The organism is Pseudonocardia sp. Ae717_Ps2 (assembly GCF_001932475.1).
Taxonomy (GTDB): domain Bacteria; phylum Actinomycetota; class Actinomycetes; order Mycobacteriales; family Pseudonocardiaceae; genus Pseudonocardia.
On the sequence record NZ_MCIS01000014.1, the window covers coordinates 1 to 23,566 of the forward strand.

General features: G+C 69.8%; 20 protein-coding genes and 4 pseudogenes. 8 read left to right on the forward strand and 16 right to left on the reverse strand.

What is annotated here, in order from left to right:
• Window positions 1-2,283: 2,283 nt before the first annotated feature.
• The 3 genes from Ae717Ps2_RS36895 to Ae717Ps2_RS40705 all read right to left on the reverse strand — a co-directional run bounded on the left by Ae717Ps2_RS36895 (window position 2,284) and on the right by Ae717Ps2_RS40705 (window position 3,258).
• Window positions 2,284-2,577: a hypothetical protein gene (locus Ae717Ps2_RS36895; RefSeq protein WP_143510874.1), complete on the reverse strand. Its 294-nt coding sequence runs from the start codon at window positions 2,575-2,577 to the stop codon at window positions 2,284-2,286.
• A 138-nt stretch (window positions 2,578-2,715) separates the two neighbouring features.
• Window positions 2,716-3,000, reverse strand: coding sequence for a type II toxin-antitoxin system RelE/ParE family toxin (locus tag Ae717Ps2_RS32860; RefSeq protein WP_083702647.1), 285 nt, complete (start codon window positions 2,998-3,000; stop codon window positions 2,716-2,718).
• A 3-nt stretch (window positions 3,001-3,003) separates the two neighbouring features.
• Window positions 3,004-3,258, reverse strand: a complete 255-nt coding sequence (locus tag Ae717Ps2_RS40705) for a type II toxin-antitoxin system Phd/YefM family antitoxin (protein WP_083702717.1) — start codon at window positions 3,256-3,258, stop codon at window positions 3,004-3,006.
• Window positions 3,259-3,518: 260 nt separating this feature from the next.
• Between Ae717Ps2_RS40705 and Ae717Ps2_RS32870 the strand changes: the two genes are divergently transcribed.
• The 4 genes and pseudogenes from Ae717Ps2_RS32870 to Ae717Ps2_RS32890 form a co-directional block, all read left to right on the forward strand.
• Window positions 3,519-4,016 carry a hypothetical protein gene (locus Ae717Ps2_RS32870; RefSeq protein ID WP_075334523.1) on the forward strand — a complete coding sequence of 166 codons (498 nt, stop codon included), beginning with the start codon at window positions 3,519-3,521 and terminating at the stop codon, window positions 4,014-4,016.
• 965 nt (window positions 4,017-4,981) lie between these two features.
• Entirely contained in the window at window positions 4,982-5,269 is a 288-nt protein-coding gene (locus Ae717Ps2_RS38625) for a transposase (RefSeq protein ID WP_075333031.1), read from the forward strand.
• Complete coding sequence (locus Ae717Ps2_RS32885; protein WP_075333032.1) at window positions 5,266-6,150, forward strand: IS3 family transposase; 885 nt, start codon at window positions 5,266-5,268, stop codon at window positions 6,148-6,150. Before Ae717Ps2_RS38625 ends, Ae717Ps2_RS32885 begins: the two co-directional genes overlap by 4 nt.
• 239 nt (window positions 6,151-6,389) lie before the next feature.
• Window positions 6,390-6,479, forward strand: a pseudogene (locus Ae717Ps2_RS32890) (IS5/IS1182 family transposase); the annotation flags it as partial.
• A 36-nt stretch (window positions 6,480-6,515) separates the two neighbouring features.
• Here the strand turns inward: Ae717Ps2_RS32890 and Ae717Ps2_RS32895 are convergent.
• The 6 genes from Ae717Ps2_RS32895 to Ae717Ps2_RS32920 all read right to left on the reverse strand — a co-directional run bounded on the left by Ae717Ps2_RS32895 (window position 6,516) and on the right by Ae717Ps2_RS32920 (window position 14,216).
• Window positions 6,516-7,814, reverse strand: a complete 1,299-nt coding sequence (locus tag Ae717Ps2_RS32895; RefSeq protein ID WP_075334531.1) for an alpha/beta hydrolase family protein — start codon at window positions 7,812-7,814, stop codon at window positions 6,516-6,518.
• Window positions 7,815-7,825: 11 nt separating this feature from the next.
• Window positions 7,826-10,966, reverse strand: a complete 3,141-nt coding sequence (locus tag Ae717Ps2_RS32900) for a phosphatidylglycerol lysyltransferase domain-containing protein (RefSeq protein ID WP_083702649.1) — start codon at window positions 10,964-10,966, stop codon at window positions 7,826-7,828.
• A gap of 11 nt (window positions 10,967-10,977) precedes the next feature.
• Complete coding sequence (locus Ae717Ps2_RS32905; RefSeq protein WP_075313173.1) at window positions 10,978-11,424, reverse strand: DoxX family protein; 447 nt, start codon at window positions 11,422-11,424, stop codon at window positions 10,978-10,980.
• Window positions 11,425-11,850: 426 nt separating this feature from the next.
• Entirely contained in the window at window positions 11,851-12,222 is a 372-nt protein-coding gene (locus Ae717Ps2_RS32910) for a hypothetical protein (RefSeq protein WP_075334526.1), read from the reverse strand.
• Between the two features lie 490 nt (window positions 12,223-12,712).
• Window positions 12,713-13,369 (reverse strand): META domain-containing protein, encoded by a 657-nt coding sequence (locus Ae717Ps2_RS40140; protein WP_075334527.1) that lies wholly within the window; start codon window positions 13,367-13,369, stop codon window positions 12,713-12,715.
• 214 nt (window positions 13,370-13,583) lie between these two features.
• On the reverse strand, window positions 13,584-14,216 hold the full coding sequence (locus Ae717Ps2_RS32920; protein ID WP_083702652.1) for a plasmid pRiA4b ORF-3 family protein: 633 nt from the start codon (window positions 14,214-14,216) through the stop codon (window positions 13,584-13,586).
• A gap of 182 nt (window positions 14,217-14,398) precedes the next feature.
• Between Ae717Ps2_RS32920 and Ae717Ps2_RS32925 the strand changes: the two genes are divergently transcribed.
• Entirely contained in the window at window positions 14,399-15,682 is a 1,284-nt protein-coding gene (locus Ae717Ps2_RS32925; protein ID WP_075334815.1) for an IS256 family transposase, read from the forward strand.
• Window positions 15,683-15,811: 129 nt separating this feature from the next.
• On the opposite strand, the pseudogene Ae717Ps2_RS39710 reads toward Ae717Ps2_RS32925, so the two are convergent.
• The 3 genes and pseudogenes from Ae717Ps2_RS39710 to Ae717Ps2_RS32940 form a co-directional block, all read right to left on the reverse strand.
• A pseudogene (locus Ae717Ps2_RS39710) lies at window positions 15,812-16,459 on the reverse strand (IS3 family transposase); the annotation flags it as partial.
• Complete coding sequence (locus Ae717Ps2_RS32935; protein WP_158071584.1) at window positions 16,456-16,767, reverse strand: transposase; 312 nt, start codon at window positions 16,765-16,767, stop codon at window positions 16,456-16,458. The gene Ae717Ps2_RS32935 and the pseudogene Ae717Ps2_RS39710, both read right to left, overlap by 4 nt.
• A gap of 70 nt (window positions 16,768-16,837) precedes the next feature.
• A pseudogene (locus Ae717Ps2_RS32940) lies at window positions 16,838-17,227 on the reverse strand (RtcB family protein); the annotation flags it as partial.
• A 6-nt stretch (window positions 17,228-17,233) separates the two neighbouring features.
• Here Ae717Ps2_RS32940 and Ae717Ps2_RS32945 point away from each other — a divergent pair.
• Complete coding sequence (locus tag Ae717Ps2_RS32945; RefSeq protein ID WP_075313183.1) at window positions 17,234-17,770, forward strand: ISAs1 family transposase; 537 nt, start codon at window positions 17,234-17,236, stop codon at window positions 17,768-17,770.
• An 866-nt stretch (window positions 17,771-18,636) separates the two neighbouring features.
• Window positions 18,637-19,608: an IS30 family transposase gene (locus tag Ae717Ps2_RS32950; RefSeq protein ID WP_075313287.1), complete on the forward strand. Its 972-nt coding sequence runs from the start codon at window positions 18,637-18,639 to the stop codon at window positions 19,606-19,608.
• Window positions 19,609-19,881: 273 nt separating this feature from the next.
• On the opposite strand, the gene Ae717Ps2_RS36900 is transcribed toward Ae717Ps2_RS32950, so the two are convergent.
• Window positions 19,882-20,214: a hypothetical protein gene (locus tag Ae717Ps2_RS36900; protein ID WP_143510876.1), complete on the reverse strand. Its 333-nt coding sequence runs from the start codon at window positions 20,212-20,214 to the stop codon at window positions 19,882-19,884.
• Between Ae717Ps2_RS36900 and Ae717Ps2_RS36905 the strand changes: the two are divergent.
• Window positions 20,197-20,346, forward strand: a pseudogene (locus Ae717Ps2_RS36905) (IS5/IS1182 family transposase); the annotation flags it as partial. The gene Ae717Ps2_RS36900 and the pseudogene Ae717Ps2_RS36905 overlap by 18 nt on opposite strands.
• Here Ae717Ps2_RS36905 and Ae717Ps2_RS32955 read toward each other — a convergent pair.
• The 3 genes from Ae717Ps2_RS32955 to Ae717Ps2_RS32965 are packed head-to-tail and all read right to left on the reverse strand — an operon-like array spanning window position 20,336 to window position 23,347.
• Window positions 20,336-20,806, reverse strand: coding sequence for a hypothetical protein (locus tag Ae717Ps2_RS32955; protein ID WP_075334812.1), 471 nt, complete (start codon window positions 20,804-20,806; stop codon window positions 20,336-20,338). The pseudogene Ae717Ps2_RS36905 and the gene Ae717Ps2_RS32955 sit on opposite strands and share 11 nt — an antisense overlap.
• A gap of 49 nt (window positions 20,807-20,855) precedes the next feature.
• Complete coding sequence (locus Ae717Ps2_RS32960; protein ID WP_198932386.1) at window positions 20,856-21,257, reverse strand: RRQRL motif-containing zinc-binding protein; 402 nt, start codon at window positions 21,255-21,257, stop codon at window positions 20,856-20,858.
• Window positions 21,254-23,347 (reverse strand): hypothetical protein, encoded by a 2,094-nt coding sequence (locus Ae717Ps2_RS32965; protein ID WP_158071619.1) that lies wholly within the window; start codon window positions 23,345-23,347, stop codon window positions 21,254-21,256. The genes Ae717Ps2_RS32960 and Ae717Ps2_RS32965 overlap by 4 nt, the downstream gene beginning before the upstream one ends.
• Window positions 23,348-23,566: the final 219 nt, after the last annotated feature.

Here is a 23,566-nt window from a genome sequence, read left to right on the forward strand (position 1 = left end):
TGAACAAATCGGAGGTCTCGGCGCGCTGGTCGCTTCGCCCAGGTACGCAGCTACTGTGCTTGACTCTCGAACGTGGCAACGAACGACGAGAGCAAGCAATCGTCGTTGTTCGTACGCTAGAACCAAGAAATAGAACCGGGGAGCCCCTCGCTGGTTGCGACCCAGCTCCGGACTCCCCGGGCCCATCAGGGGCCGGCGGTCTCAGCCTCCTAAAGCATCTCCGCCAGCACCCTCAGGATGAGGAACAGCGCCAGCACCGTCATCGTGCTGGCGCTGTTCTGCGTCTCCGCCAACAGTGTTAGCGGGGGCAGTACGGCGTCGAAGCACGCGACGAGCTTGCGCGAGCCATCGGGGGCGATCCTTCTCCGGGCCGTGATCGATCACGGTGGCCTCCTGTCGTCACCCGGGGCCCCGGATCGGGGATGTGGGTGCCAGCGCCCGGCTAGGCCGGTCTGGCCCACAGGCGATCAGGAGGGGAGACGAGTCCCCGCACGACCAGACTCAGCGTTGAGTCCGCTCACCAAAGGAGCTTACGGGCACACCCCGGCCATTCCGGCACCGCAACTACGGCCTGGCCCGTGTCGTCGCCTCAGAGGCGACACGGTGCAGCTACGAGTAGGCAGGCGAGACCATCACGTAGAGCCGTGAGCCAGACACGTTGCGTCAGCGACAAGAGGTCTGAGGTACCGCTCATCGCCGCCCACCGGCCCGTCGCCCGCTTTCAGTGGCTACCGCTCGGGGCTCGCTGGTAAGGCGAACGCACCTCGCCGAAGGCTGCACACAACCCTGTCAAATGTGTCCGAGATCACCACGCGCGGTTGCCGTCACGGGCGTCCCATCGCTACGCGATGTAGGGGATGGCGGGGGCAGTGTCGACGCTACGTATGCGTTTACACGCCCCAAAAGGCAACGGAGATTCTACCTCCCGGCAGCTGTCGGAGCAACCATCGCCTGCAGAGGCCCTCAAGGTCGTGCGTCTACTTCTCCGAGGCCGGCGCACGTCGGCCCACGCCACCTTCCAGCTTCCAGCGACACCAACCGGGAGCAGCGAGATTACAGGCGGACCACTTCGCCGGGCCCTGCGACGTGGCGCTCTAGGAGATCGCCGTCTAGGTCTTCTCCGAAGAAGATCGAGAGCCCCGCGAGTCCACCGGTGTGCAAGCCCAGATGATTGAAAGGCCGGTCTCTCGCTCGAAAATCTCGGAACGCCCTGGAAGCTTGAACTGCACCACGACACGCGGAGTGGGGGTGTCCATTTCATCCAGGCGGACTGCAACATCGAAGGCTCCCCTTGACGTGAGCTCTGAGCAGTCCAACACGGCCTGTTTAATGGCAGTCATCAGCTCAGGACTCCTGAGCTGGTCGGGAAACAATGGAGACCACGCGTCACTGGAGTTCGATATCTGGCAGTGAGACAGTCGTGCTGTGTCCGCTTGTACGGTCTAGATGCAGCAGCTCGTGACGAGCGTCGAATGTCCACGGGCGTTTCGTCGCTACCCGGATAGCGGAAAAAGCGTGATCGCTCGTGGTGAGTAGCGCGACCGCAGCACCTGTCCGGTGTATTTCGAGCGGTCGCCGACCTTCAGTTTGACTCGTCAGGTCGCGAAGTGACGTCTGCCAGACTCCTCCTTCTCTGCGACGCGCAGGTCCCACCCGTCTGCCTCATGCGCATCGTTCGGCCGGGGAATCGATATCGGCCGCGTGCGACTGCCGTGGCTGATTCGAGACTGCCGGCCGGAGCGAGTGTGGCAACCAGCCTGTTCGACTCACTGACCTCTAGCTGGATCGTGGCGTCGCAGTTGCGCTCCTGAACGAGGACTCCGTCACCGTTCCGATTCGTAAACAGGATCCTATGAGGCCATGCCGTCCACGACGAGGGCTGGACAACCAGCGACTTCCAGCTGCAACAGTCGAGCACCTCGCCCGTCACGGAGATCAGCGCAGCGACCGGCTGGACGTCGTCAACGACGACGATATTTTCTCCCAGGAAAGATAGGATGTTCGGCTTCATCGCGTATCCGGAAGTCACTACGACAGGGTACCAGAATACTGCCCGAATCGGGCATCACCCTTGAAGCACGGAACAGCTGAACCAGTTGTTACTGCGGGCCCCCTCAGTGTAATGAGTGTATGTTGAAACGTCGGGCGTCGTCGATAATGACAACCCCCGTCACATTCGCGTTACGCTTCCACGTGATCTCAGTACGGCCGTTCCCGTCCGGAACTGGCGTGCCAAACTCGATGGTGTTTCGCCAGCAGGTCGTGAAAAGATCCTCGTCGTCCTCAAAAACGGGGTGGACGGTTCCAGTGCTTTTCCGGATGCGCGATGTGCACCACGCCGCTCAGCTCATCCCCGCAGAACAGGGAAGCCTCACCCACTGCGCCAGATGCTGTTGCCACCAACCCTCCGACCCAGCCGTCGCCGACGTAGTTCGGATTGTTGGTGAACTCGTTAATGCACTGCATTGGACTGGGGCTGCTTGGCGGTGGTGCCGCGTGAGCTGGTGCAGACGCCAGAAACGGCACAGCGAATGCGGCTGCCATGACGATGGTCAGTTTCCTGCGCCAGCCCTGCATGATAACCCCCAGTTTAGAACCACCTATTGCATGATCGCAGTTAGGCAGTTTTGGGGATTGTGGCGATAACGGATACCGCTATTCGAGTAGCAGATGTCACTCGTGCGAGTGGTCGTTAGGGTGACCGTCTCGCCCGGATCATGCGAGGCGGTCGTAGACCTCACGCCGGTGCCCGAGAGTCAGGACCAAGACGACGAGCTGCTCGTCCTGGGGCTCGTAGAGCACGCGCCAGTCGCCGATCTTGAGCCGCCAGGTCCCGGGCTCACCTTTGAGCGGCTTCCCGGTCGGCGGAGCTGGGCGCGGGTCGTCGGCAAGTCTGCTCACCGCGGTCAGGATGCGGCGGGCGACCTGCGGGTCGAGCTTGCGCAGGGCCTTGCTCGCCGGAGCGGACCAGGTGATGTGCCAGTGGGGAGCGTCGGGCACGGCTCAGTGCTGGTCGAACTCGGCAAGGAGGGTGGCGTGATCGGACGGTCCCGCCGGCCTCGGCCTTGGCCTCGCGAGCCATGCGGACAGAGCTCGGTCCTCCAGCTCGTCGAGCAAGTCCAGGACCTCGGCCGGGACGATCGCCGCGACCCGCTTGCCGTGGCTGGTGATCGCGGTCGTGACACCGGCATGCTGAGCGCGGCCCACCACGTCGGCGAAGTGGTTCCGCGCCTCGGGTCGACGACATCTCCGCAGCAGTCATGCACAAAATGTACATTTTGATCATTGGCAGTGTCTAGTCCGCGCGGGTGGATGATCATCCAACGAAGAGCGGAATAATCGGACATTTCAGGTGCTTGCAGCGTCGATAACGCCAGCGGGTCGTGTTTGCCCAGGTGGGGCGAGCCGAGAATGCGCATTATGTTCGATCGACGCGCGCCGGAGTGCTTGCTGCCGGCTTGCGACAGCTAGCGGCAGTGCTTTTTACACGGCACCTACTGTCAGGGTAGCTTGACGGAGTGGGATGGGTTCACGACACCGACTACGCCCCGGCCTGCGAGCACGAGGGCTATCCGGCGGCCGTGCTCGACGACGGCACCGAGACCAGCGTGCACACCGAGCCGATCCGGATCCGGGTGAGCGGGTGGCGCGCGGCGTGTGAGTGCGGATGGCGCGGCACGCAGTTCTGGCCACGGTCGGCGTTCCGGGGCTGGACGTCGAGCATCGCCCCGGACGAGGTGGCCGGATTCGCGACCGGCCACGGAGCCTACGGAGAATGGTTCGAACACCTCCACGCCGTGCTGCCCGGCCTGGCCGTGCACGACGCCGCGCAGGAACTCGCCGACGCGCGCGAGACACTCGACCAGGCGGTGGCCACCGCCCGCGCGTCCGGAGCGTCCTGGACCCTCATCGGCAACGCCGCCGGCATCACTCGCCAAGCCGCCCATGAACGCTGGGGAGTCGCCTACCCGGCCCCGCCCCGCACGACCGGCACGACGACCAGGAGCGCACGATGACCGCCGCCGACCCCTGTACCCACCCCGGTGCACATGTCCACGGCCCTGGTCGGTTCCGGCCCGGTCGACCCACCCCCTGAGGACACTCGCCTGACTCTGAGCGCGGTCGAGTGGGGCCACCTCGACGAGCCGCTGCGGCCCGGGGAGCGCATGTCCGCCGCGATCGGCTCCTGCAACAGCTGTGGAGTTCTCGTGGTGTCCGTGTCGACCTGGCACCCCAGCGACGGCCGCGGCGAGCACGCGGTGCAGTACCGCACGCCCTGGACGGCGATGTACGGCCGAAACCCGGCCGAGCTGGTGCCCGCTGACCCTGCCGGGCGGCCCGCCACTTCCTGCGACGCTCGTGGGACTCACTGGCCAAGATCTAACCCCTCGCGGTTGACCCGCGACTCAGTGAACGAAAGCGACGATGCCCGCGCTCACGTAACCGATCTCCCGGAACCGGTCGAGCTCAGCCTTGCGGCCCTCGTCCGAGGAGTCACCCGGGTAGTCACCGTCCGCTTCCTCGGTGCGAACGCCGACAGCGGGACCGTAGACGACCAGAACGACATGCTGGCTCGTAGCTGCTGCAAGCCATTGCGGGTCCGGAGTCAGAGTCGTGTGAGCCCAGCAGCCCCCGGGCCCGTGCAGCTCCAACAGCTCGGGGCTGACCCGAGACAGCGTCCAACCAGGTGCCCTCACCAATGCCATCAGAGCGCTCGTCCATAGGCTGAACCCCGCGCTGCAGGTGGCCTGTACCTGGGCCTCTACCTGCCCATGGCCCGGAGCGTGCCGGTGGAACGCGGTGCCGGGGCTCGAGTAGCAACACCGGTAATGCCTCGGCCGTGTCCGGACCATCCACTCTTGCCAAGTCCGGGCTCACGTTCGGCGCGGCCCCGAAGCTCGTCACTCTCGCCGAGCTGGACCGTTCCCGATCTTGTAGACACCGGTCGTAGACTGCCGCTGATCGCAGCGGAGGGGATCGCGTGGCGACACGCCGCCATTTCACCCAGGAGTATAAGGACCAGGCCGTCAGTCTTGTCCTCGATTCCGGCCGAACAATCGCCGAGGTAGCGAAGAGTATCGGCGTCCACGAGATGACGTTAGGCAAGTGGGTGAAGAAAGCACGCGAATCCGGGCAGGTCCCGGACACGGACCTGTCCGAACCGGAGCGGGCCGAGCTGGAACGGCTCCGCAAGGAGAACACGACCCTGCGAATGGAGCGGGACTTCGCAAAAAAAGTAGCGACCTGGTTCGCGAAAGAACAGCCGTGAAATACGCGGCGATCGCGGACTGGGCAACCGAGGGCGAGTATCCGGTCACGTTCATGTGCGCCCAGCTCGGCGTGGCCCGACAGGGCTACTACCGGTGGCTCAAGACCGGACCCAGCCAGCGGGAACGCACCGACGCCGAGCTCACCGACACGATCCGAGAGATCCACCACGACCTGCGCGGTGACCCCGGCGTGCGCCGGGTGTGGGCCGAGCTGGTCGCTCGCGGCCACCGGACCGCCCGCAAGCGGGTCTGGCGGCTCATGCGCGCCGCCGGCCTGCAAGGCCGCCACCCTCACACCTGGCGCAAGACGACCGTCGCAGGTCTACGCCCGATCGACGCCCCGGACCTGATCGGGCGTGACTTCACCGCCGAGGCTCCCGACACCCGCTGGTGCGGCGACATCACCTACATCCAGACGGTCGACGGCTGGGCCTACCTCGCCACCGTGATCGACCTGCACTCCCGCAAGGTCGTCGGCTACGCCGTGGCCGACCACCTGCGCACCAACCTGATCATCGAGGCCCTCGCCGCCGCCCTGCTCACCCGCCGCCCACCAGCCGGAGTGATCATGCACAGCGACCGCGGGACGCAATACACGAGCCGGGAGTTCACCGACTTCTGCGCCGCCAACAATGTGGCCCGATCGATGGGCCGACGCGCCACCTGCTTCGACAACGCCGTCGCCGAGTCGTTCTTCGCCAGCTACAAGAAAGAACTCATCCACACCCGGCCATGGAACGACGTCACCGAGGTCCGACAGCAGACATTCGCGTGGATCGAGAGCTACTACAACCGTCGCAGACGGCACTCCACCCTCGGATACTTGACACCCACCGAATACGAGCTAGGATTCAGGAAAATAACCGACTTGGCAGCCTAAACCGGCGTCAAAGAAATCGGGAACACTCCAAGACGGCCACGCCGGCCCCACGCGCACCGGCGCTCGGCGCGGCCGCGCCTGCCACTGCAGGCCGGGAGACGCCGAGCCTCGAGGAGGCCCTCACCCTCCTCGACGACATCGCCGACGACGCCGACGCCCTCAACGACCGAATCCTCGCCCTACTCAAGGGCAACCCGTGACCACCGTAGGCTCTCGTCGTCACCTTACTGTTGAGGCAACGCAAGTGGGTGCCGGATCGGGCCGCTCTGGCGGGGATCGTTTTCGTGCTCAAGACCGGGATCAGCTGGAATGCCCTGCCTCCCGGGCTGCACCCCGGTTGGGTGAAGGTGGGCATCTGAGCGGGATCAGGGCAGGCCGGTGCGGGCGGCGATGTCGGGCAGCGCGAGCTGCAGGGCGGCGGTGGCCACGGCCCAGGAGTGCCCGCCGGGCAGCACGAGGTGGCGGACCTGCATCCCCGACGAGCGTGCGAGATCGACGAGCCGGGCGGACTTTGCGACGTCGTCGCCCTCCTCGGACCCGACGACGACGGTGCCGGACACCCCGTCGTATCGGCGGGCGCGCAGCAGGTCGGCCGGGTTGACCGCGCGGAACCGGGCGTCGTCGCCGCCGAACAGCGCGCGCACCGTCTGGTCCCGGGTGCCCAGGGACGGCTCGTCCTGCCCGCCGATGTCGAGGAACGCCGGGTAGACCTCGGGGGCGCGCACGGCGAGCTGCAGGGCGCAGGTGCCGCCGTAGGAGAACCCGCCGATGGTCCAGTGCCGGGGGTCGCTCTCCACGTCGAAGCGGGCGCGGATCCAGTCCGGTACGTCGCGACGCAGGTAGGTCTCGACGGCGCCGCGGGGGGAGTCGACACAGAGCGGGTTGGCGAACGTGGAGCCGGTCGCGTCCGGGACGACGACGATCGGCGCGAGCCCGCGGCGCGCCGCGGCGAACACGTCGAGCACCGCGGCCAGCCGCCCGGCGGTCAGCCAGTCCCGGGGTGCTCCGGGCTGGCCCGCCACCAGGACGAGGACGGGCAGGCGCGGTGCGCCGGGGACGAGCGCGGCGGGCGGGAGGTAGACGAGCGCCGGGCGCGCGGCGAAGCCCGACACGGGGGCGGGGACGGGCAGGTCGAGTACGGCACCCCGGTCGGGCAGATCAGGGGGCGCGACCCACCGGACCGGCGCGACGGCGGTACCGGTGCGGTGCGGGACCCACGCAGGGTCCAGCGCGTTCGGGTCGGCCAGGCCCAGCAGCGGCCGCGGGGTCGGGTAGTAGCCGTAGATCGCGTTGACCTTGACGCCGCTGGTCGCCAGGACCAGCACCACCGCCGGGACGACGAGCAGCCGAGTGTCCCGGCCACCCCGTCGAGCGGCCACCACCCCGGCGAGCACCGCCGCGATCGCGACCCCCGACCAGACGAACAGCCGGGCCGGGAGCACGTCCGGTGTCGGGCGCCAGAGCACGTTCAGCACGAGCGCGGCCACCGCCGGGAGGAGGACCGCCACGGCGACGACGAGCACGGCCGGGCGGAGCCACCGCCGGCCGCGCGGCCAGGCGAGGAACACCGCCGCGGCGGCACCGGCGATCGAGATCGCCAGCGGCAGCCCGCCGGCGACGAGCGACAGGTCGAGGACCGAGCGCACCGGCAACGGTGGCGGCATCGGGGCGACGGTCACCGGTTGCCCCGGTCGCCGTCGCCGGCGTCGGGTGGGGTCCGGCCGCCCTGCGGCCCGTCGACCGTGGCCCCGGCGAGCGCGGCCAGGTCGGCACGCAGCGTCGCGAACGGCAGGACCCCGCGCTCGAACGCGGCGGTCACCGGACCCGGGCCCAGGAGGCGGTCGACGAACCCGGCGTCGGTGCGCCCGGAGGCGCCCTCCGCCACGTCCCGGCCGTCGGCGACGATGCGCCAGGCGTCGGCGGTCCCGGGGGACCACGGGCGTGGCCGGGCGAGCGGCGCGGTCGTCAGCGGCCGCCCGTCCTCGACCACGGCGGTCCGTCCCGGTACGGGTTCCGCGGGCAGGTCCGCGAGGACCGTGTCGAGGATCCCGCGGGCCGTGGTCGCGTCGGCCGGAGCCACGCGCAGATGCAGGACCGGGCCCGACGCGGACCGTTCCAGGTGGTAGACCCGCTCCGGTGCGCCGTCGGGTCCCGGACCCGGCGCACCCGGGAGGGCCGGGTGGGTCGGGGGCGCGGCGACCTCGGAGAACCCGGCTGCGAGCAGCGTGCGTTCCGCGGCGTCGGCGAGCGGATCGGGCCGCACCGGGCGGACCGGTGCGCCCAGCACCTGCCAGTCGGCGACCAGTACCGACAGCTCCCCGGACCGAGAGGTGACGACCTCGCCGCTGACCAGCACCAGGTCGTCCGGCTCGACGCCGTCCTTCCAGCGGGAGAGTGCCTCGGGGCCGACGGTGGCGGCCTCGACGATCACCTGGATCCGGGCGGGGCCCGAGCGCAGCGTGGCGAAGGCCAGCGCGCCGAACGTCCGCTGCGCACGGACCCGGCCCACGACGGTCGCCGGCTCGCCGGTCCGCACGTCGCGGTCCAGCCCGACGTGGCGGCGCTGCAGCGCGGCGACGTCATCGACCTCCCCGACCGGTCGGACCAGAGGAGCCAGGGCGAGGGAGCGGGCGCGCTCCGCGGACCGATCGGCGGTGTCACCCGGCGCTCCGATGCCGTCCACCCGGGCACGGAACCGGTCGTCGCGCCGGCGGGCGGCGGCGCGCCTGCCGACGCCACTCGGGCGCAGGAAGCCCTCCGCCGCACCGGCGGCGACCACGGCCCGGGCGGTGCCGCTGGACCAGCAGAGCAGGCGCGGGACCCAGTCGGGCTCGAAGGTGCGGCTGAAGCGGTGCAGCGACTCGATCTGCACGAACGAGGACACGCCGCGCAGCACCGTGCGCCGGGCCCGCTGGCCGGGTCCGGCACCCAGCCGCGCGCCGGACTCGAGCGCCTCCCGGAACACGACGAAGTTCAGCGACGCCCGGCGCACACCGAGCGTGGGGGCGACCGCGGCCAGCCTGCCGATCATGAACTCGGTCAGCCCCGCCGGGGCGTGCGACCCCCGGCGCATGACGTCGAGCGACAGACCGTCGGAGCCCCACGGTGCGAAGGTCAGCAGCCCGCAGGCGACGTCGTCCGGACCGAACGCCTCGACCAGAACGACGTCGGGGTCCGACGGGTCCGCCACGCGCCCGGAGGCCATCGAGAAGCCGCGTTCGATCGCGCTGTCGCGCCACCGCTCGGCACGGCGGTCGATCGCGTCGAGGTCGGCCGGGGGCACGTCGCGGACCCGCCGGACCGTCACCCGGAAGCCCTCGCCGTCCAGCCGCCGGACCGCGCGCCGGACTCGGCCCTCGCGGCCGCCGGTGCGGGCCAGCCGGGCGAGGTCCACGACGGCCTCGTCACCGATCCGGCGCACCCGCAGACCGTGCCGCCGGTACACCGCGGCGCCCCGCTCGCCCGCGGCGAGGACGACCGGCTGCCACCCGAAGCGGTGGGCCTCGGCCAGCCAGGCGGACACCGCCGCGGGCCAGCCGTCGACCGGACCGACCGGGTCGCCCGCCGCGACCGACGCGCCCGCGACGACCCGGTATGCGACGGCCGCGCGCCCGTCCGGTGCGAACATCACGCGCTTGTCCCGGCGGGTGGCGAACCAGGCCAGCGAGTCCGGCCCGCCGTGGGCGGCGACGAGCGCACGCACCCGCAGCTCGTCGTCCGCCGTCGCGGTGCCGTGTGCCCGTGCGCCGCGCAGGAAGACCGCGAGCGCACCCAGCAGCACCACACCACCGACGACGTCCAGTGCGGTGTCGAGCCAGCCACCGGCCGGGCTGCCCGCGACCAGCTCGAAGGTGCCCCCGGTCAACCGGTCGAGCACCCACACCAGGCGGGGCCCGGCCGCCCGGGGGGCCCCGCCAACCGACGGGGCCACCAGCCAGCCCATCCCGACCGCCCCGCCGAGACCCGCGGTCAGGACAGCGGCTGCCCGCCGGTGTGCCCCGGGGGCGACGTGCGCGGCGAACTCGCCCCGGCGCGCGACGAGCAGCGCCGCCCACACGGTCGGAACAATCGTGCCGGCCCACTCGGCCGCCCCGGAGAGGGCCAGGACCAGCTCCCCGGCGGCGGAGAGGGCCAGGAGCACGACCAGGGCGAGCCACGCGGCCCGCTTGCCGGCGCGCAGGGCCGCCGCCAGCAGGACCAGGGCGAGACCGACCACGACGCTCGGTCCGATGGGGATGCCCACGAACCAGAACCACCGGTCCACCACGGGGCCCGCGGCTGCGAACCCCGCGCTCAGCTCCACCAAGCAGGACACCGCGGCCAGCGCGACCACGAGTGCGGACAGGGTCCTGACGGGTCTGTGGCGGGGACGCTCGGCACCAGCCGTCTGCAGTGTGGGCTCGGTTCGCATTCCCGCCCTCTCTTCGTTCCCGGTCCAGAGGTTCACACCGCGTGGTTGATCGAGCAGATTGCGCCGTCCGAGTGCGGTCCGGAGTTGGTGCGGCAGGCGCTGCTGGGCCCGGTGCCGGGAGGAGCGCATCGAGCCGCCGTCTGCGGCGCGGATAAGGAGCATGGTGGCCTCGGCGCTGCACCGCGCCGGGGAGGCCCTGTTCATCCGGGTCACCGCGCGGATCCCGCAGCCGGTCACCGAGCGGCTGCGGGCGCTGATCCCCGCCGGTGACGGCGAGGACGACGCGGACCGCGAATACCGCGAGCAGACCTCGACGGGTCGGGGCGTGGGGGTGGCCGGACGGGCGGGTCCGTCGCTCCTTGCGTTGATCAAGAGCGAAGCGGGCGCGGTCAGCCCGGAGAGCATGCTCACCGAGATCAGCTTGGGTCAGGCCAGGTCGCGGGTGGGGGTGTGTGGCGCCGGGTGCCCAGGATGGTGTCGACCGCCCAGGGTCCGGGGCCGGTGGCGGCGAGCAGGAGCGCTCCTGCGGCGATGACGCCGACCAGTTCCCAGCCGCCGTCGGTGACGAACACGGTTGTCGGGGAGTGGACGAGCACGACGGCTCCGGTCATGTTCACGACGACGATGACGGCGGCGATGGTGGTGGCAAACCCGACGATCAGCGCGGCACCACCGAGGAGCTCGATGGTCATCGCCGTCGCGGCTACGGCGGCGGGCGCAGGGACGCCCATCTGGGTGAAAGCGGTGACGACCTCGTTGAACCCGGTGGCTTTCTGCGCGCCGTGAGCGATCAGGACACCGCCGATCAGGAGCCGGGCGAGGAGGTGCGCAATCAACGCAACCGTCGGCGGAAGTGGGCGCATGACGGGTTCCCTTCACGATGGATACAGGCGGTCACGATAGTGGTGAGCAACGGGGCCGGCCCGGGTGAACCGCTGCGCCTGGACACCACCCCCGTTTACCCCGGGCCCGGGGCTTCCTAAGAGTTATCTGGAACAGTTCCAGTTTTATGGGGTGGCGCCAGCGCGGCGCTTCAAAGCGGTGGTGCGGTCGAGGTGGGCGAGTGTAGAGGCGCCGGTTCGGGACGTTGTCGTTGCCGGGCTGTCGGGGATGTGGGAGAGCCCCGCCCCGGGGGTGGGCACCCTGTGGGTCAGTGCCGTGGTCCCTCGGGGCGGGGCTCTGTCCTGTGCGCGGTCTGTGTGCTGTTGGTGGGCAGAAGAGCAGACCGCGTGGTCGCCGGCGTGGTGAAGGTTGGGCCGTCGGCGAAGCAGTGCTGGGTGGTGCGGGTGTTACTTGTGGCCCTTGACGGTGTCTCCGGCGGCGCCGGCCTGGGCGCAGTTGTCGGACTGGTCGGTGACCGAGTCCCCGGACTTCGCGGTGCCGGATCCGAGGATCCCGAGTGCGCCGGTGAGCCCGTTCGCGGCGGCGGCGTCCTCGATGGGGACCTGCAGCCCGACGAGGTTGAGCGGGATGTTGTTGTTGCAGGCCTGGATCGGGACGTTGATGTTGTTGCCGTTGAGGCCGGCGATCAGGCCTTCGGCGCTCTTGTCGATCCCGTCACCGTGGTCACCGCTGTGGGTGCCGTGGGCCATCGCCACCGGGGAGAGCGCCATCAGCGATGCGGCCGAGGCGGCGACGACGATCCCGGTCTTCTTCCACATGGGGTATGTCCTCCTGGTTGTTGCTGGCACGTCGGATACGAGGGGAGCCCGTGCCAGCTGCAACGAGAGGGTTCAGGTCGGGAAACTACAGGTCAAACACTGTCACCCGGGTCGCGCGCGGCGCGCACGGACTGTTGCTGCGACAGCCGTCGCGACCACCCGTACAGGAGGTGTCTGGTCGGACAGGGGACACGGTCGTGTCACGCACCGTGGTCCTTCCTGGTGTGTCCTGATCTGTCCTGGTTCGCCACGGTCCGGCGACGTCCGGCGGCGTCCTGTGGGGTCGGGGGGGGCTGGGTGACGGGGTGGGCCGGGCCGTCGCCGGAGGGGTGGGCGGCCCGGCCCTGGTGGGCGGTCGCGGGTGGCGTGCGCTCCCCAGCGCGCCGGGTGGGTGCGACCGCTGCAGACCCGAACACCTTCAGTGTGACCTATCGCACTGCGCGGGGGAAGGGTGTTGTCGTGGGGGGGCGGTGCCGGGGTGTCAGGGGTGTCAGGGGTGGCGGGTCAGGACGGTGGTGGTGGTGTCGCCGGCGGGGCCGCGCAGGACGAGGGTGTTGTTGGTGATGTCGGCGTGGCTGGTCTGGGTGAGCCAGTCGGCGATGGGGACGTTCTCGCAGTTCATGAGGGTGGTCGGGTTGGCGGTGGCGGTGAATGTGTCGTCGGTGTGAACGCCCCAGGTGCCGGTCAGGTGGTTGCAGCCGTCGGAGCCGGTCCAGTGTCCGTCGGGGGTGAACTCGACGAACGCTCGCCCTGCGGTGGTGTCGTCCGCGGGGGTCCAGTGGCCGATCAGGGCCTGCTGCAGGGGATGCGCGGAGGGGGCATCGGTCGGCATCGGCAGCGTGGTAGCCGCGGCCGGGTCGGTCGGTGTGGTGAGTGCGGCGGGTGTGGCGGGGAGGGGTCCGACGGCGTGGGGGCCGTCGGTGTCGGTGGTGGTGGTGTCGGGTCGGGGCACGTGGACTCCTGCGGTGGGGTGCGGGGGCTGGTGCTGTCCGGGTTCCCAGACCTCGTAGTAGGGCTGCTCGGCCGCGGCGGGCTGGGTGGCGTCGGCGGTGGCGGTGCTGGTGGTGAGTGCGCCGGCGGTGGTGAGGGCGACGGCGGCGAGGAGCGCTGCGGCACCGGCGCGTCGTGCGCGGGAAGTCGTGTGCATGGGTTTCATTCCAACACGGTTACTGACGGGTAGGTCCAGCCGACAGTAGGTGACCTCGCCGCCTGCGGCGGAGCGACGGTAGGTGACCGCGAAGCCTTCGGCGGTGTCGCTGCTGCGGGCCGCGTCTCGGGGACGCGGGGGCGAGCCTCCTGGTCGCAGCCCCGGGCTCAGGCGGTAGGGCCCAGGTCGGCGTCCTCGGCACGGCCTGCGGGTGTCACAGCGTCAGGAGGGCGGTGTTGGTGGCGTCGAGGTCGAAGTGGTGGGGGTCGTACTGGTCTGATCCCCACCATTGGACTCGGTCGGTGTGTTCGGGGTGGTCGGGGTCGGCGAGTGCGTCGAGGAATGCGGCGTAGCCGGGTGTGCCGCCGACGTCTTCGGGTGGGCAGGCGCCGCGGCCGTCGATACAGCGTGGGTAGCGCACTGCGGGCTCGGCGGTGGTGAGCGCGGTGACGGTCAGGGTGTGGTGCCAGTTGTCGCCGAAGTCGTAGACGTAGTCGGCTTCCTGCCCGACCTGGAAGAGCTGGGCGAGGGTGACGGCCTGCTCGTCGTGGGTACGGTCGCCGAGGTCCCAGGCGGGGTCCCAGTCCGGGTCGGGGATGCCGTAGCAGGTGTCGTTGATGGTGAACTTGTGCAGGTGGGAGCTCTCCCACCCCATTGCTTCCTGGATGACCTGGTGCAGGACGGCGAGGGTGACCTCGGCGGGGACCTCGACGGTCCGGTGGACCTCGAGGTCGACCTCGAGTAGTGCGATCCCGATCCGGAAGATCGCCGACCGACCCGCCGTCGGCGCTGTCGAGGGAGCGACCGCGGGCACTGCCGCCGGTGCCGTGGTGTCTGTGTGGGGCATGGCTGCGATGGTCTCACCGTCTCGACCCAGCGGCAGGGCCTGGGTTCCGCAGTTGTCGCTCGGTGAAAGTGGAGCAATGCTTGAGACCTGTGGATGACTGTGGAGGGGCCGTACCCTTCCGGTGATCTTGAAGGCTCTCAAGCAAGACCGGCGCAGCAACGCTGGTCGGAAGGGCACGACCCATGCTCAGCGTAGTTCCCGAGGCCGGATCCGGTGACGAGGCCCGTGTGCAGGAGGGGCCGGCGTTGATCGACGAGCTCGTCCGCGAGGGCGCCCGCCGGATGCTCGCCCAGGCTCTGCAGGCCGAGGTCGACGACTACATCACCCGCCACAGCAACGAACGCGACGCCCACGGGCGGCGTCTGGTGGTGCGCAACGGCTCCCACGAGCCTCGCGAGGTGGTGACAGCCGCGGGCGCGGTGGCGGTGCGGGCGCCGCGGGTCGACGACCGCCGGATCGACCCCGCGACGGGCGAGCGGCGCCGGTTCTCCTCGGCGATCCTGCCGTCCTGGTGCCGCAGGACGCCGAAGATCACCGAGGTGCTGCCGCTGCTCTACCTGCACGGCCTCTCGTCGGGGGACTTCGTGCCCGCGCTGGGGCAGTTCCTCGGCTCCAACGCGGGCCTGTCCTCATCGACGGTCACCAGGCTGACCGAGACCTGGAAGACCGAGCAGCAGGCGTTCTCCCACCGGGACCTGTCCGGGGTGGACTACGTGTACGTGTGGGCCGACGGCATCCACGTCACCATCCGCCTCGCCGAGCACAAGTTGTGTCTGCTCGTGCTCATCGGAGTCCGCGCCGACGGGCACAAGGAGCTCGTCGCCCTCGTCGACGGCTACCGGGAAGCGACCGAGTCCTGGGCGGACCTGCTGCGCGACTGCGCGCGGCGCGGCATGCGCGCCCCCGTCCTGGCCGTCGGGGACGGCGCGCTCGGGTTCTGGGGCGCGCTACGGGAGGTGTTCCCCGAGACCCGTGAGCAGCGCTGCTGGGTGCACAAAACCGCCAACGTCCTCGCCGCCCTGCCCAAGTCGGCGCATCCGGGAGCGAAGAAGGCGCTGACCGAGATCTGGAACGTCGAAGACAAACACAAGGCCCTCGACGCCGTGACCTGCTTCGACGCCGCCTACGGGGCAAAGTTCGGCAAGGCCGTGGCGAAGGTCCGTGACGACCTCGATGAGTTGCTCGCCTTCTACGACTTCCCCGCCGAGCACTGGCAGTACCTACGCACCACGAACCCGATCGAGTCCACGTTCGCGACCGTCCGCCACCGCACCCGCGTCACCCGCGGGCCCGGCTCACGCACCGCCGGGCTCGCGATGGCGTTCAAACTCATCGAAGCCGCCCAGGACCGCTGGCGCGCCGTGAACGGCCCGCACCTGGTCGCGCTCGTCCGCGCCGGAGCAGTCTTCGAGGCCGGACGACTCGTTGAACGACCCGACGACCACACCCACACCGAAGCCGCCTAAAAGATCTTCATCCACAGGTCTTGACGATTGCTCGCCGGCGGATCCGGCGCGCGCCTGGGGTGCGGGCTGATCATGGTCTACCGCGACAGCATCGAGCGCCGTATGTCCGACGTTGGACCCGGTCGACGGGGCGACACCGGCGTCGACCAGGCGCTGGGTGAACCGCAGCGCTGTGTACTGGGCTCCCTTGTCGCTGTGGAAGATCAACTGGCCGGGGCGCAGGTCCCGCGAGCGCAGGGCGTGGTTGAGCGCGGTGAGCACCAGCGCGGTCGTCGCACGGGAGTCGGTGGCCCAGCCGACGACCCGGTTGGAGAACGCGTCACGCACCGAGGCCATCCACAACACGCCCTCGCCGGTGACGATCCGGGTCAGATCGGCCACCCACACCCGGTTCGGCGCGGCCGCGGTGAAGTCGCGTTCGAGCAGGTCCGGCGCCGGCCGGTGGGCGGGGTTCTGCCGGGTCGAGCCGCCCTTCCAGCCGCGGCGCAGGTGGGCGCCCTGCAGGCCGTGCTCGCGCATGATCCGCTCGACGCGCTTGCGGCCGACGTGCACGCCTTGGCGGCGCAGCTCGAGCCAGACCCGCGGGGATCCGTAGGCGGTGGCGAACTCGCTGACCGAGCGGATCTTCACGATCTGTTCGAGGAGCACGGCGTCGTCGAGGTGGCGCTGAGAGGGGTTCGCGCGGCGGGTGCGCCAGTCGTAGTAGGTCGAGACCGGCACACCAAGGACCCGTAGTACGAGACCGGCGGGGAAGCCATGGGCGTCGACGAAGCTCATGACCACCTCCGGGTCGGGCCGATCTCGGAGGCGAAATAGGCGCTCGCCGCGCGCAGGACCTCGTTGACCCGCCGCAGCTCGGCGTTTTCCTTCGCCAGCCTGCGGTTCTCGGCGAGCATGTCGGTCGACGGCCGATCATGGCGCTCGCCGGTGTCGGCCTCGGCTTGGCGGACCCAGCTGCGCAGGGCCTCGTGATGCACCCCGAGCTGCTGCGCGAGCGTCCGGAACGTCGGGCGAGGGTCGGACTCCCGATACAGCCGAACCGCCCGTTCACGCAGCTCATCGGGGTACTTCTTCGGTGCAGTCACCAGTGCCTTCCTTCCTGGCTCTCAAGATCGAACCAGTGTTCAGACACTCCGGCAAAGCGGGGGAACCTCACAGCTCGATCATCACCCGCCGGTTGAGCCGCGCGTACTCCTGCGCCCAGTGCAGGTCGGCCCGGTAGGCGTCCATCTGCGGGGTGCCGGCGAGGAACACGGCCAGGTCGCGGTCGGGCAGCTCCTGGTTGTGCGGCAGCACCTTGGCCTTCTCGATGTGCAGGTTGGCCAGGATGTTGCCGATCCCCCGCGACCCGGAGTGCAGCATCAGCCAGACCCGGTCGTCGCCGTCGAGGCAGAGCTCCACAAAGTGATTTCCGCCCCCGAGCGAGCCGAGCTGCTGGTGGGCCTTGCCACGCAGCTTGTCCTCGCTGGTCCAGGACGCATCGCGCAGATGGTGCAGCCGGTCGAAGCCGCGCCAGAACCCGGCCCAGTCGAGCTCGGTGGGCACTACCTGATGACGGTCAAGGCTAACCAGCCCACGCTGCTGGCCCGGCTGCGTGCGCTGCCCTGGAAGATGACCGGGCCGGCCGCCCGGCAGCGGGCCCGTGGCCACGGGCGGGTCGAGACCCGCACGATCAGCGTGCTCTCCCTGCAGCGGTGCCCGGACCGGGGCGGGGAGTTCTTCCCACACGCCGCCCAGGCCATCCGGCTCATCCGCCGGCGCCGCCCGCTACGTCCGGGCGCACGGTGGAAGACCGTGACCGTCTACGCGATCACCAGCCTGACCGCGTTCCAGGCAGACCCGATCTTGCTGGCCCGCTGGATCCGCGGGCACTGGAACATCGAGAACCGGCTGCACTGGGTCCGGGACGTCTCCTTCGACGAGGACCGCTCCCAGACCCGCACCGCAGCCGGACCGCAGGTCATGGCCGCCCTGCGCAACCTCGCGATCGCCGCACTCCGACTGACCGGGACCACCAACATCGCCGCCGGACTACGCCACCACGCCCGAGACGCCCACCGGCCCTTGACCACCTACAAGATCATCTGACGACTTTGCCGGGGCCCTGGCTGCGCCCCAGCTACACTCCAAGAACTATTCGAATCCCCCCAGGAGATCCAACTTCCGCCGCAGTCCAGGACAACGGCATGCGACCGGCAACGCTAACTCGATAGACCTTGTTTTTCAAAACGCCATCAACCTTAAAGCTAAATTGACACGAACTCCCCACAATGATAGAGTCGCTTAGTCGCCCGGAGCCTATCAATTGCCTCTTCGAGTTCAGCACGGAAATCAGTCCTCCCGCCCGCACTCCTTTGAATTCTCCAGACCCTGCGCAGCCACCGGAAGAGAGAGGGAAGAAGCCGTCCACAACCTTCCGAGAAGGCGATGTCATCAATCCCACGACCTTTCCCTCTACGGTGACTCTACCTTCTTCTGTCATGACCAGAAGTCCTGTCACTGCAAGCAAGATAAATAATATCGACCCGGTCGATACTGCGACAACTCGGAATCGCCTCGAGCGGCCACTAATGACTCTTAAGAGACGCTCCCGAGTTCGCAATGTAACCGTATCCTGATCATCACTTCGCAGTAGCCCCGAACCTTCTCCGCGACTCTCCGACCTCTCGCCTTGACCCATCGGATCAAAAAGACTCACTACTCAGTCCTCATTTCTTTACAGGACTCCATGCCATCTAGGCTGGCCGCTCGGTGTCCTGGGCTCGGTGCGACGGTGCGGTCAGTCGGATTGCGCGTTCTCGGTCCTGTCTGCTAGAAGGAATAGGGCCGCGGTGATTACTGCGGCGACTACAAGTAGAGTATAGGTGACGTCCCATCCGTAGCGTTCGGTGAGTTCAGCCGGTCGTAGCACTTGATCTTGGTTGTTCGGCGGGACAGGATGTTCCGTGCGTGAGATGTTGATGTTGTCGGATCGGGAGGAGATCTCGAGGGGTCTCGCGGAGGGCTTGTCCTACAAGCAGATCGCCTCGGTGGTGGGTCGTGATCGGTCGGTGATCTCTCGTGAGGTCCGTCGTCACGGCGGACGCTACGAGTACCGGGCCGCGGCAGCGCAGGAACGGGCCCTGGCGGCGCGGGAGCGGCCGAAGCAGTTCGCGGTGGACCGTCACCCGCGGTTGCGCGGGATCGTGCATGCTCTGTTGCGTGGTGGCTGGTCACCGGCCTCGATCGCGGGCCGGTTGCCGACCGAGCACCCCGATGACGAGGCTTGTCGGGTGTCTCACGAGGCGATCTACCAGTGGATCTATGCCACCCCGGTGTCCACGCTGGCCCGCGAGCTGCTCGCGCTACGGTCCGGGCGCACCGCCCGACGAGGCGGCGCCAAGCCCCCACCGGCCCCGCGGATCAAGGACCCGACCTACATCGACGCCCGCCCCGCCGACGCCCAGGGGCGCGCCGTGCCCGGCCACTGGGAGGGTGACCTGGTCATCGGCAAGAACGGCAAGACCGCCGTCGCCACGCTGGTCGAGCGCACCTCCCGGTTCCTGGTCCTCGTGCCCCTGACCGGCCGCGACGCGCTCACCGTCGGCCGTGGGGTCATCGCCGCCACCAGCGGTCTGCCCGCGCACATGCGGGCCTCACTGACCTGGGACTGCGGTGCCGAGATGGCCGGCCACGCCACCGTCACCAAGGGCTCGATGCCGGTGTACCTCGCCCACCCACACTCGCCGTGGGAACGCGGCAGCAACGAGAACCTCAACCGCATCGTCCGCGAGTACTTCCCGAAAGGCACGGACATCACCTCGGACCCGAAATACCTGGCGATGGTGGCTTGCGACATCAACGACCGACCCCGTAAAATCCACAACTGGAAGAAGCCCTCCGAGATATTCGCCGAACTCGTTGAGCTAGATGCTTCAACCGCCTGAATTCGCCCACAACTCGGATACGTTCGATACACCGCCGCGCCGACAGCCCGCGGCACGCTGCGGATCTGTAGCGTGCCGCGGGCTGCACCGTGGGCGGAGAACCGCGGGCGATCTCGACGCCGGCGACGTGTCCGGGCATGCCGGACCTCGGGCCGCCGCCCATCGATCACTCCACACCCGGCCGCGGTGAGCTACCCAGCCAGGCCACCGTCATCAACATCGGACGGGAAGCGCCGCAGTACCACCACTCGTACCTCGGCCCCGCGGGTTCGGCTACTCGAATTCTTCCTCGGTGGACCGCCACGCCACCCGGCCGGTGCCCACAGCCACGATTCGTACTTCGTCGATCTCGACGTCGTCGACGCCCTCGATCGCGACCGGGATCGCTGCCTCCACCGTCGGATAGATCGTCGTGAACGCCGCGGCTGGTAGCCAGCCTTTTTCAACCTGACCGAGGACCCGCCGCGAAGCGGCGGCAGGGGCCCCGTCGGCAGCGGCCAGATCCCCGATGATGCAGGTCAGGCCGCCGCGCGGTCGCGGTCCGGGGAGGCCCACTCGACGGCTTGACCAGCACAAACGCCAGGTTGAAAAAGGCTCACTGCCCATGCCGAGGCCATGATCCAGTTCGCGATGATCCGGCTGATGGCCGCCCGCCTGGCCGGCGAGGAACTCGCCCCACCGACCAGCCCGGTCGAGATCGAAGCCGCCCGCCGGCTAGCAGAGGACCTCAAGAACTGATCGCCCAGGTTCCACAACACGCTCTCAGGGGGAGCTGGCTGATGTAGTCGATCCAGGCCCGGGCGTGATCGCCCTCGGGGCTGAAACGGGTCAGCGGGTGCTCTGAGTAGGCGAGGGCGGCCAGGCAGCGGTGCGCGGCGACCCGGGCGGCCGGATCGGTCCCGCGCCACCGCCAGGTCCTGAACAGGTCGTGTACCAGCCCTGCCGCCTCGATGAGGGTTCGTCCCTGCGGGGTCGTCGCGCCGTAGTTGGTGACCGCGTCGAGCAGCAGGAAGTGGACGTTGCTCAGGTCCTCGGGGTGGTCGACCTGTAGAAGTCGGGTCTGGCCGCCGAGTGCGTCGAGGACCGTGGTCCGGGTGTCGGGCGTGCGCCGACGTCCGAGCAGTCGTGCAAATCCGTTTTCCATGATGCTGCCTTTCTTGATTGCGGAAATGTTGGCGTGTGTGTTCGTGCTGTTCATCGGTGCTCCTCGGGTTGGTGGGCGGGCCGGGTGGCGCTGGGCTGGTCGGTCAGGCGGCCGTGGGGGTGGCGGTGCAGGGGGAGGCGCACTCCAGGCAGGAGCCGATCGAGCGGGGGATGCAGTAGCCGGCGTCGAGCCGGCAGATCGGGCAGCGCCGTCGTGCGGCCAGGGCCCGGTCCAGCGCTGCGAGCTGAGCCGGGGACGGGACCCGCTTCGGCCCCAGTTCGGCGGGATCCCACAGCAGCGCCCACCGGCGTCCGCGGCGGCACACGACCTGCGCGACCGGGGCGGCTCCGCAGGGTGCCAGTCCGGCGGCACGCATCTGGCGGCGGGTCATCAGCCCGGCCGGAGCGGCGCGCCACCGCCAGGTCGGGAGCCCGTCCTGCAGCCACGCCGTCGGCTGCCAGCCCCACCGCTCGGTCATGACTCCGGCCCCCCGTCGCGCGCTCATCGCTGCTGCCCGGCACCGGCGAGAGCGGCGTCCCACTGGCCGTGGCCGGCCTTGGTGACCAGTCCGAGGTCGGCCAGCGCGCTGAGGGCCTTCGACGCCGCCGACGTGGTGACCTCGGCCGCCCCGGCGATCGCGCCGGTGGCGCGCTGCCCGCCGCGCACGGCGTCGAGCACGGCGCGCTGGGTGCCCGAGAGGGCGTCGAGGTCGGCGGGCACCGCGCCGAGGACGGGAAGCGAACCCCGGACGGGCATGGGGATGATGTTGTCCCCGGTCAGCGCCGCGGGCACGGTGATCTGCGCCGGGTCGGCGAACACCGAGGAGACCGGGGAGCCCGGGGTGCTCGGCGTGGCCGGTGTGCCGCCGGGTGCGGGGTGGCCGGCCGCCTGCCGCCAGGCAGCGAGGCGGGCCAGCTGCTCGGTGAGCGCGTCGTCCTCGTCGACCGGGACCGGGCGGTGCGGCGCCATCGCGAGCTCGGAGTCCGAATCGAGGGTGGCCGAGTCGAGACCCTCGGCGTGGCGGGCCATGTCGGGGGCCCAGGCCACCCGCAGCATGGCCAGCCGCCCGGCGCCGGCGGAGAAGGCGTACCCGCCGCCGGTGGGCAGGACCGACGGGCTGATCTCCAGCCCGGCGACCACGGCGCGCTCGGACTTGTTGCTGTTGCGGAAGGCGAACAGGTTGCGGTTGGCGAGGTAGCCGCGCAGCGGGGACCGGTTGCCGTAGTCGGCCAGCAGCAGCGACTGGGTCCCGACGAGCAGGCCGATGCCGTACTTGCGCCCGATGCGCACCAGGCGCTCCAGGCGCTCGGCGAACTTCACCGAGACCAGCAGCGGGTCGCTGACCAGGCGCTGCAGCTCGTCGAGGATCCACTGCACGCCGGGGAAGGCGGGGCAGGGGTGGATCTCGCGGGCCGAGGGCTGGCGGGGGTCGGTCTTGGCGACGGGCCGCCCGTCGGTGCCGATGGTCAGGGTGGCCTTGACCATCGAGCGCACCTCCAGCAGCACCTCCAGCGCGGTGAGCTGGGCCAGGACGCCCTCGGGGCCGGCGGCCGACCAGTGCGCGACCTTCATCAGCAGCGGGGAGGACCCGCCCTCGGGGTCACCGTCGCCGAACATCAGGTGCCAGCTCCCGGAGCTGAGCAGGCCCATACCGACCGATTCGAGGAACGCCGACTTCCCCGAGCCGGGCTCCCCGGTGGCCAGGCCGTTGCGGGCGCCGGCACGGTCCGCAGCGGTGTAGGTGGCGGTGTCGTCGCCGTCGGCGAACGCCCCGATCTCGACGCGGCCGTCGTGGTAGACGGGGCCGGTGTAGGGCACACCGTCGGCGAGCACGTCCCGCGTGATCACGGTCAGGTCGAACATCGACTCGTCGACGTCGCTGGGCTCCAGCACGATGCGCGAGCTGGGGCGCTGCAGCCCCGAGGCGATCCGGCCCCGCAGCGCATGGGCGGTGTCGAAGCTGGTCGAGCCCGGCACGGTGGCGACGGTGAAACGCACCGCCGCCGGCAGGACCTGCGGCTCGACGAGCTGGGAGTCCGGGATCGGACCGCGCTCAGCTGCGATGCGCTCCTCCCACCGCTGAACCATCTCCGCGATCTCCACCCGGCTCGTACCGGCGGCGGAGGCGGCCGTGCCCCGGGACCAGCGCGCGGCCTGGGCAGCCGCGTCCGGGCCGGGCTGGGGTACGGCGTGCGCGGCCTGCCAGCGCGAGCACAGCCCGATCGCCCCCAGCACCAGGACCGCCATCGCGGTCCACGACGCGGGCGAAAACAGCGAGACCACCCCGACCCACGCGGCCGCGGCGGTGGTGACGATCGCGAACCGGCGGTGGTGACCACCCAGCTGGCGGCGCCAGCCGATCGCGACCGCCGCGCCGGCCGCGCCGGTCACCCCGACCGCGACCGGTGCGGCCAGGATCGCGGCGGCGTCGCCGGCCCCCAGACGCAGCAGCTCGTGCAGGCCCCAGCCGACCCAGCCCAGAACAGCGACCCCGCCGACGGCGAGGAACGGCGCCCGCCGAGCCCGGACCCCCTGCTCGATCCGCGCCTCACGCACCAGGTGCTCACGCAGCGCCGCATCACCACGACGAGCCACCGTCCCCACTGACCGGCGCACCAGTTCTGATCCGGGCTTTGAGCTGCTAGGCGTGACGCTCATGCGAGTGCGCTCCTCCAGGTAGAAGAACCTTGCAAATCGTGCATCGACTGACGCAACGGTAGGCGTCCAGGGGAAATCTGGCAATCCTTGCGTTTGTGGCTTGGTGCCCCTGCTCCGCCACGCCGCGGATGTCCATCCTGTTGCTGGAGGCAGGGG

What these genes read in the sequence shown, in the direction of transcription:
- Ae717Ps2_RS36895 (WP_143510874.1), bottom strand. Translation starts at nt 2,577, where the DNA reads ATGCAGGGCTGGCGCAGGAAACTGACCATCGTCATGGCAGCCGCATTC.
- Ae717Ps2_RS32895 (WP_075334531.1), bottom strand. Translation starts at nt 7,814, where the DNA reads ATGCCGCCACCGTTGCCGGTGCGCTCGGTCCTCGACCTGTCGCTCGTC.
- Ae717Ps2_RS32900 (WP_083702649.1), bottom strand. Translation starts at nt 10,966, where the DNA reads ATGCTCTCCGGGCTGACCGCGCCCGCTTCGCTCTTGATCAACGCAAGG.
- Ae717Ps2_RS32905 (WP_075313173.1), bottom strand. Translation starts at nt 11,424, where the DNA reads ATGCGCCCACTTCCGCCGACGGTTGCGTTGATTGCGCACCTCCTCGCC.
- Ae717Ps2_RS32910 (WP_075334526.1), bottom strand. Translation starts at nt 12,222, where the DNA reads ATGTGGAAGAAGACCGGGATCGTCGTCGCCGCCTCGGCCGCATCGCTG.
- Ae717Ps2_RS40140 (WP_075334527.1), bottom strand. Translation starts at nt 13,369, where the DNA reads ATGCACACGACTTCCCGCGCACGACGCGCCGGTGCCGCAGCGCTCCTC.
- Ae717Ps2_RS32920 (WP_083702652.1), bottom strand. Translation starts at nt 14,216, where the DNA reads ATGCCCCACACAGACACCACGGCACCGGCGGCAGTGCCCGCGGTCGCT.
- Ae717Ps2_RS32925 (WP_075334815.1), top strand. Translation starts at nt 14,399, where the DNA reads ATGCTCAGCGTAGTTCCCGAGGCCGGATCCGGTGACGAGGCCCGTGTG.
- Ae717Ps2_RS32945 (WP_075313183.1), top strand. Translation starts at nt 17,234, where the DNA reads ATGACGGTCAAGGCTAACCAGCCCACGCTGCTGGCCCGGCTGCGTGCG.
- Ae717Ps2_RS32950 (WP_075313287.1), top strand. Translation starts at nt 18,637, where the DNA reads ATGTTGATGTTGTCGGATCGGGAGGAGATCTCGAGGGGTCTCGCGGAG.
- Ae717Ps2_RS36900 (WP_143510876.1), bottom strand. Translation starts at nt 20,214, where the DNA reads ATGGGCAGTGAGCCTTTTTCAACCTGGCGTTTGTGCTGGTCAAGCCGT.
- Ae717Ps2_RS32955 (WP_075334812.1), bottom strand. Translation starts at nt 20,806, where the DNA reads ATGAACAGCACGAACACACACGCCAACATTTCCGCAATCAAGAAAGGC.
- Ae717Ps2_RS32960 (WP_198932386.1), bottom strand. Translation starts at nt 21,257, where the DNA reads ATGAGCGCGCGACGGGGGGCCGGAGTCATGACCGAGCGGTGGGGCTGG.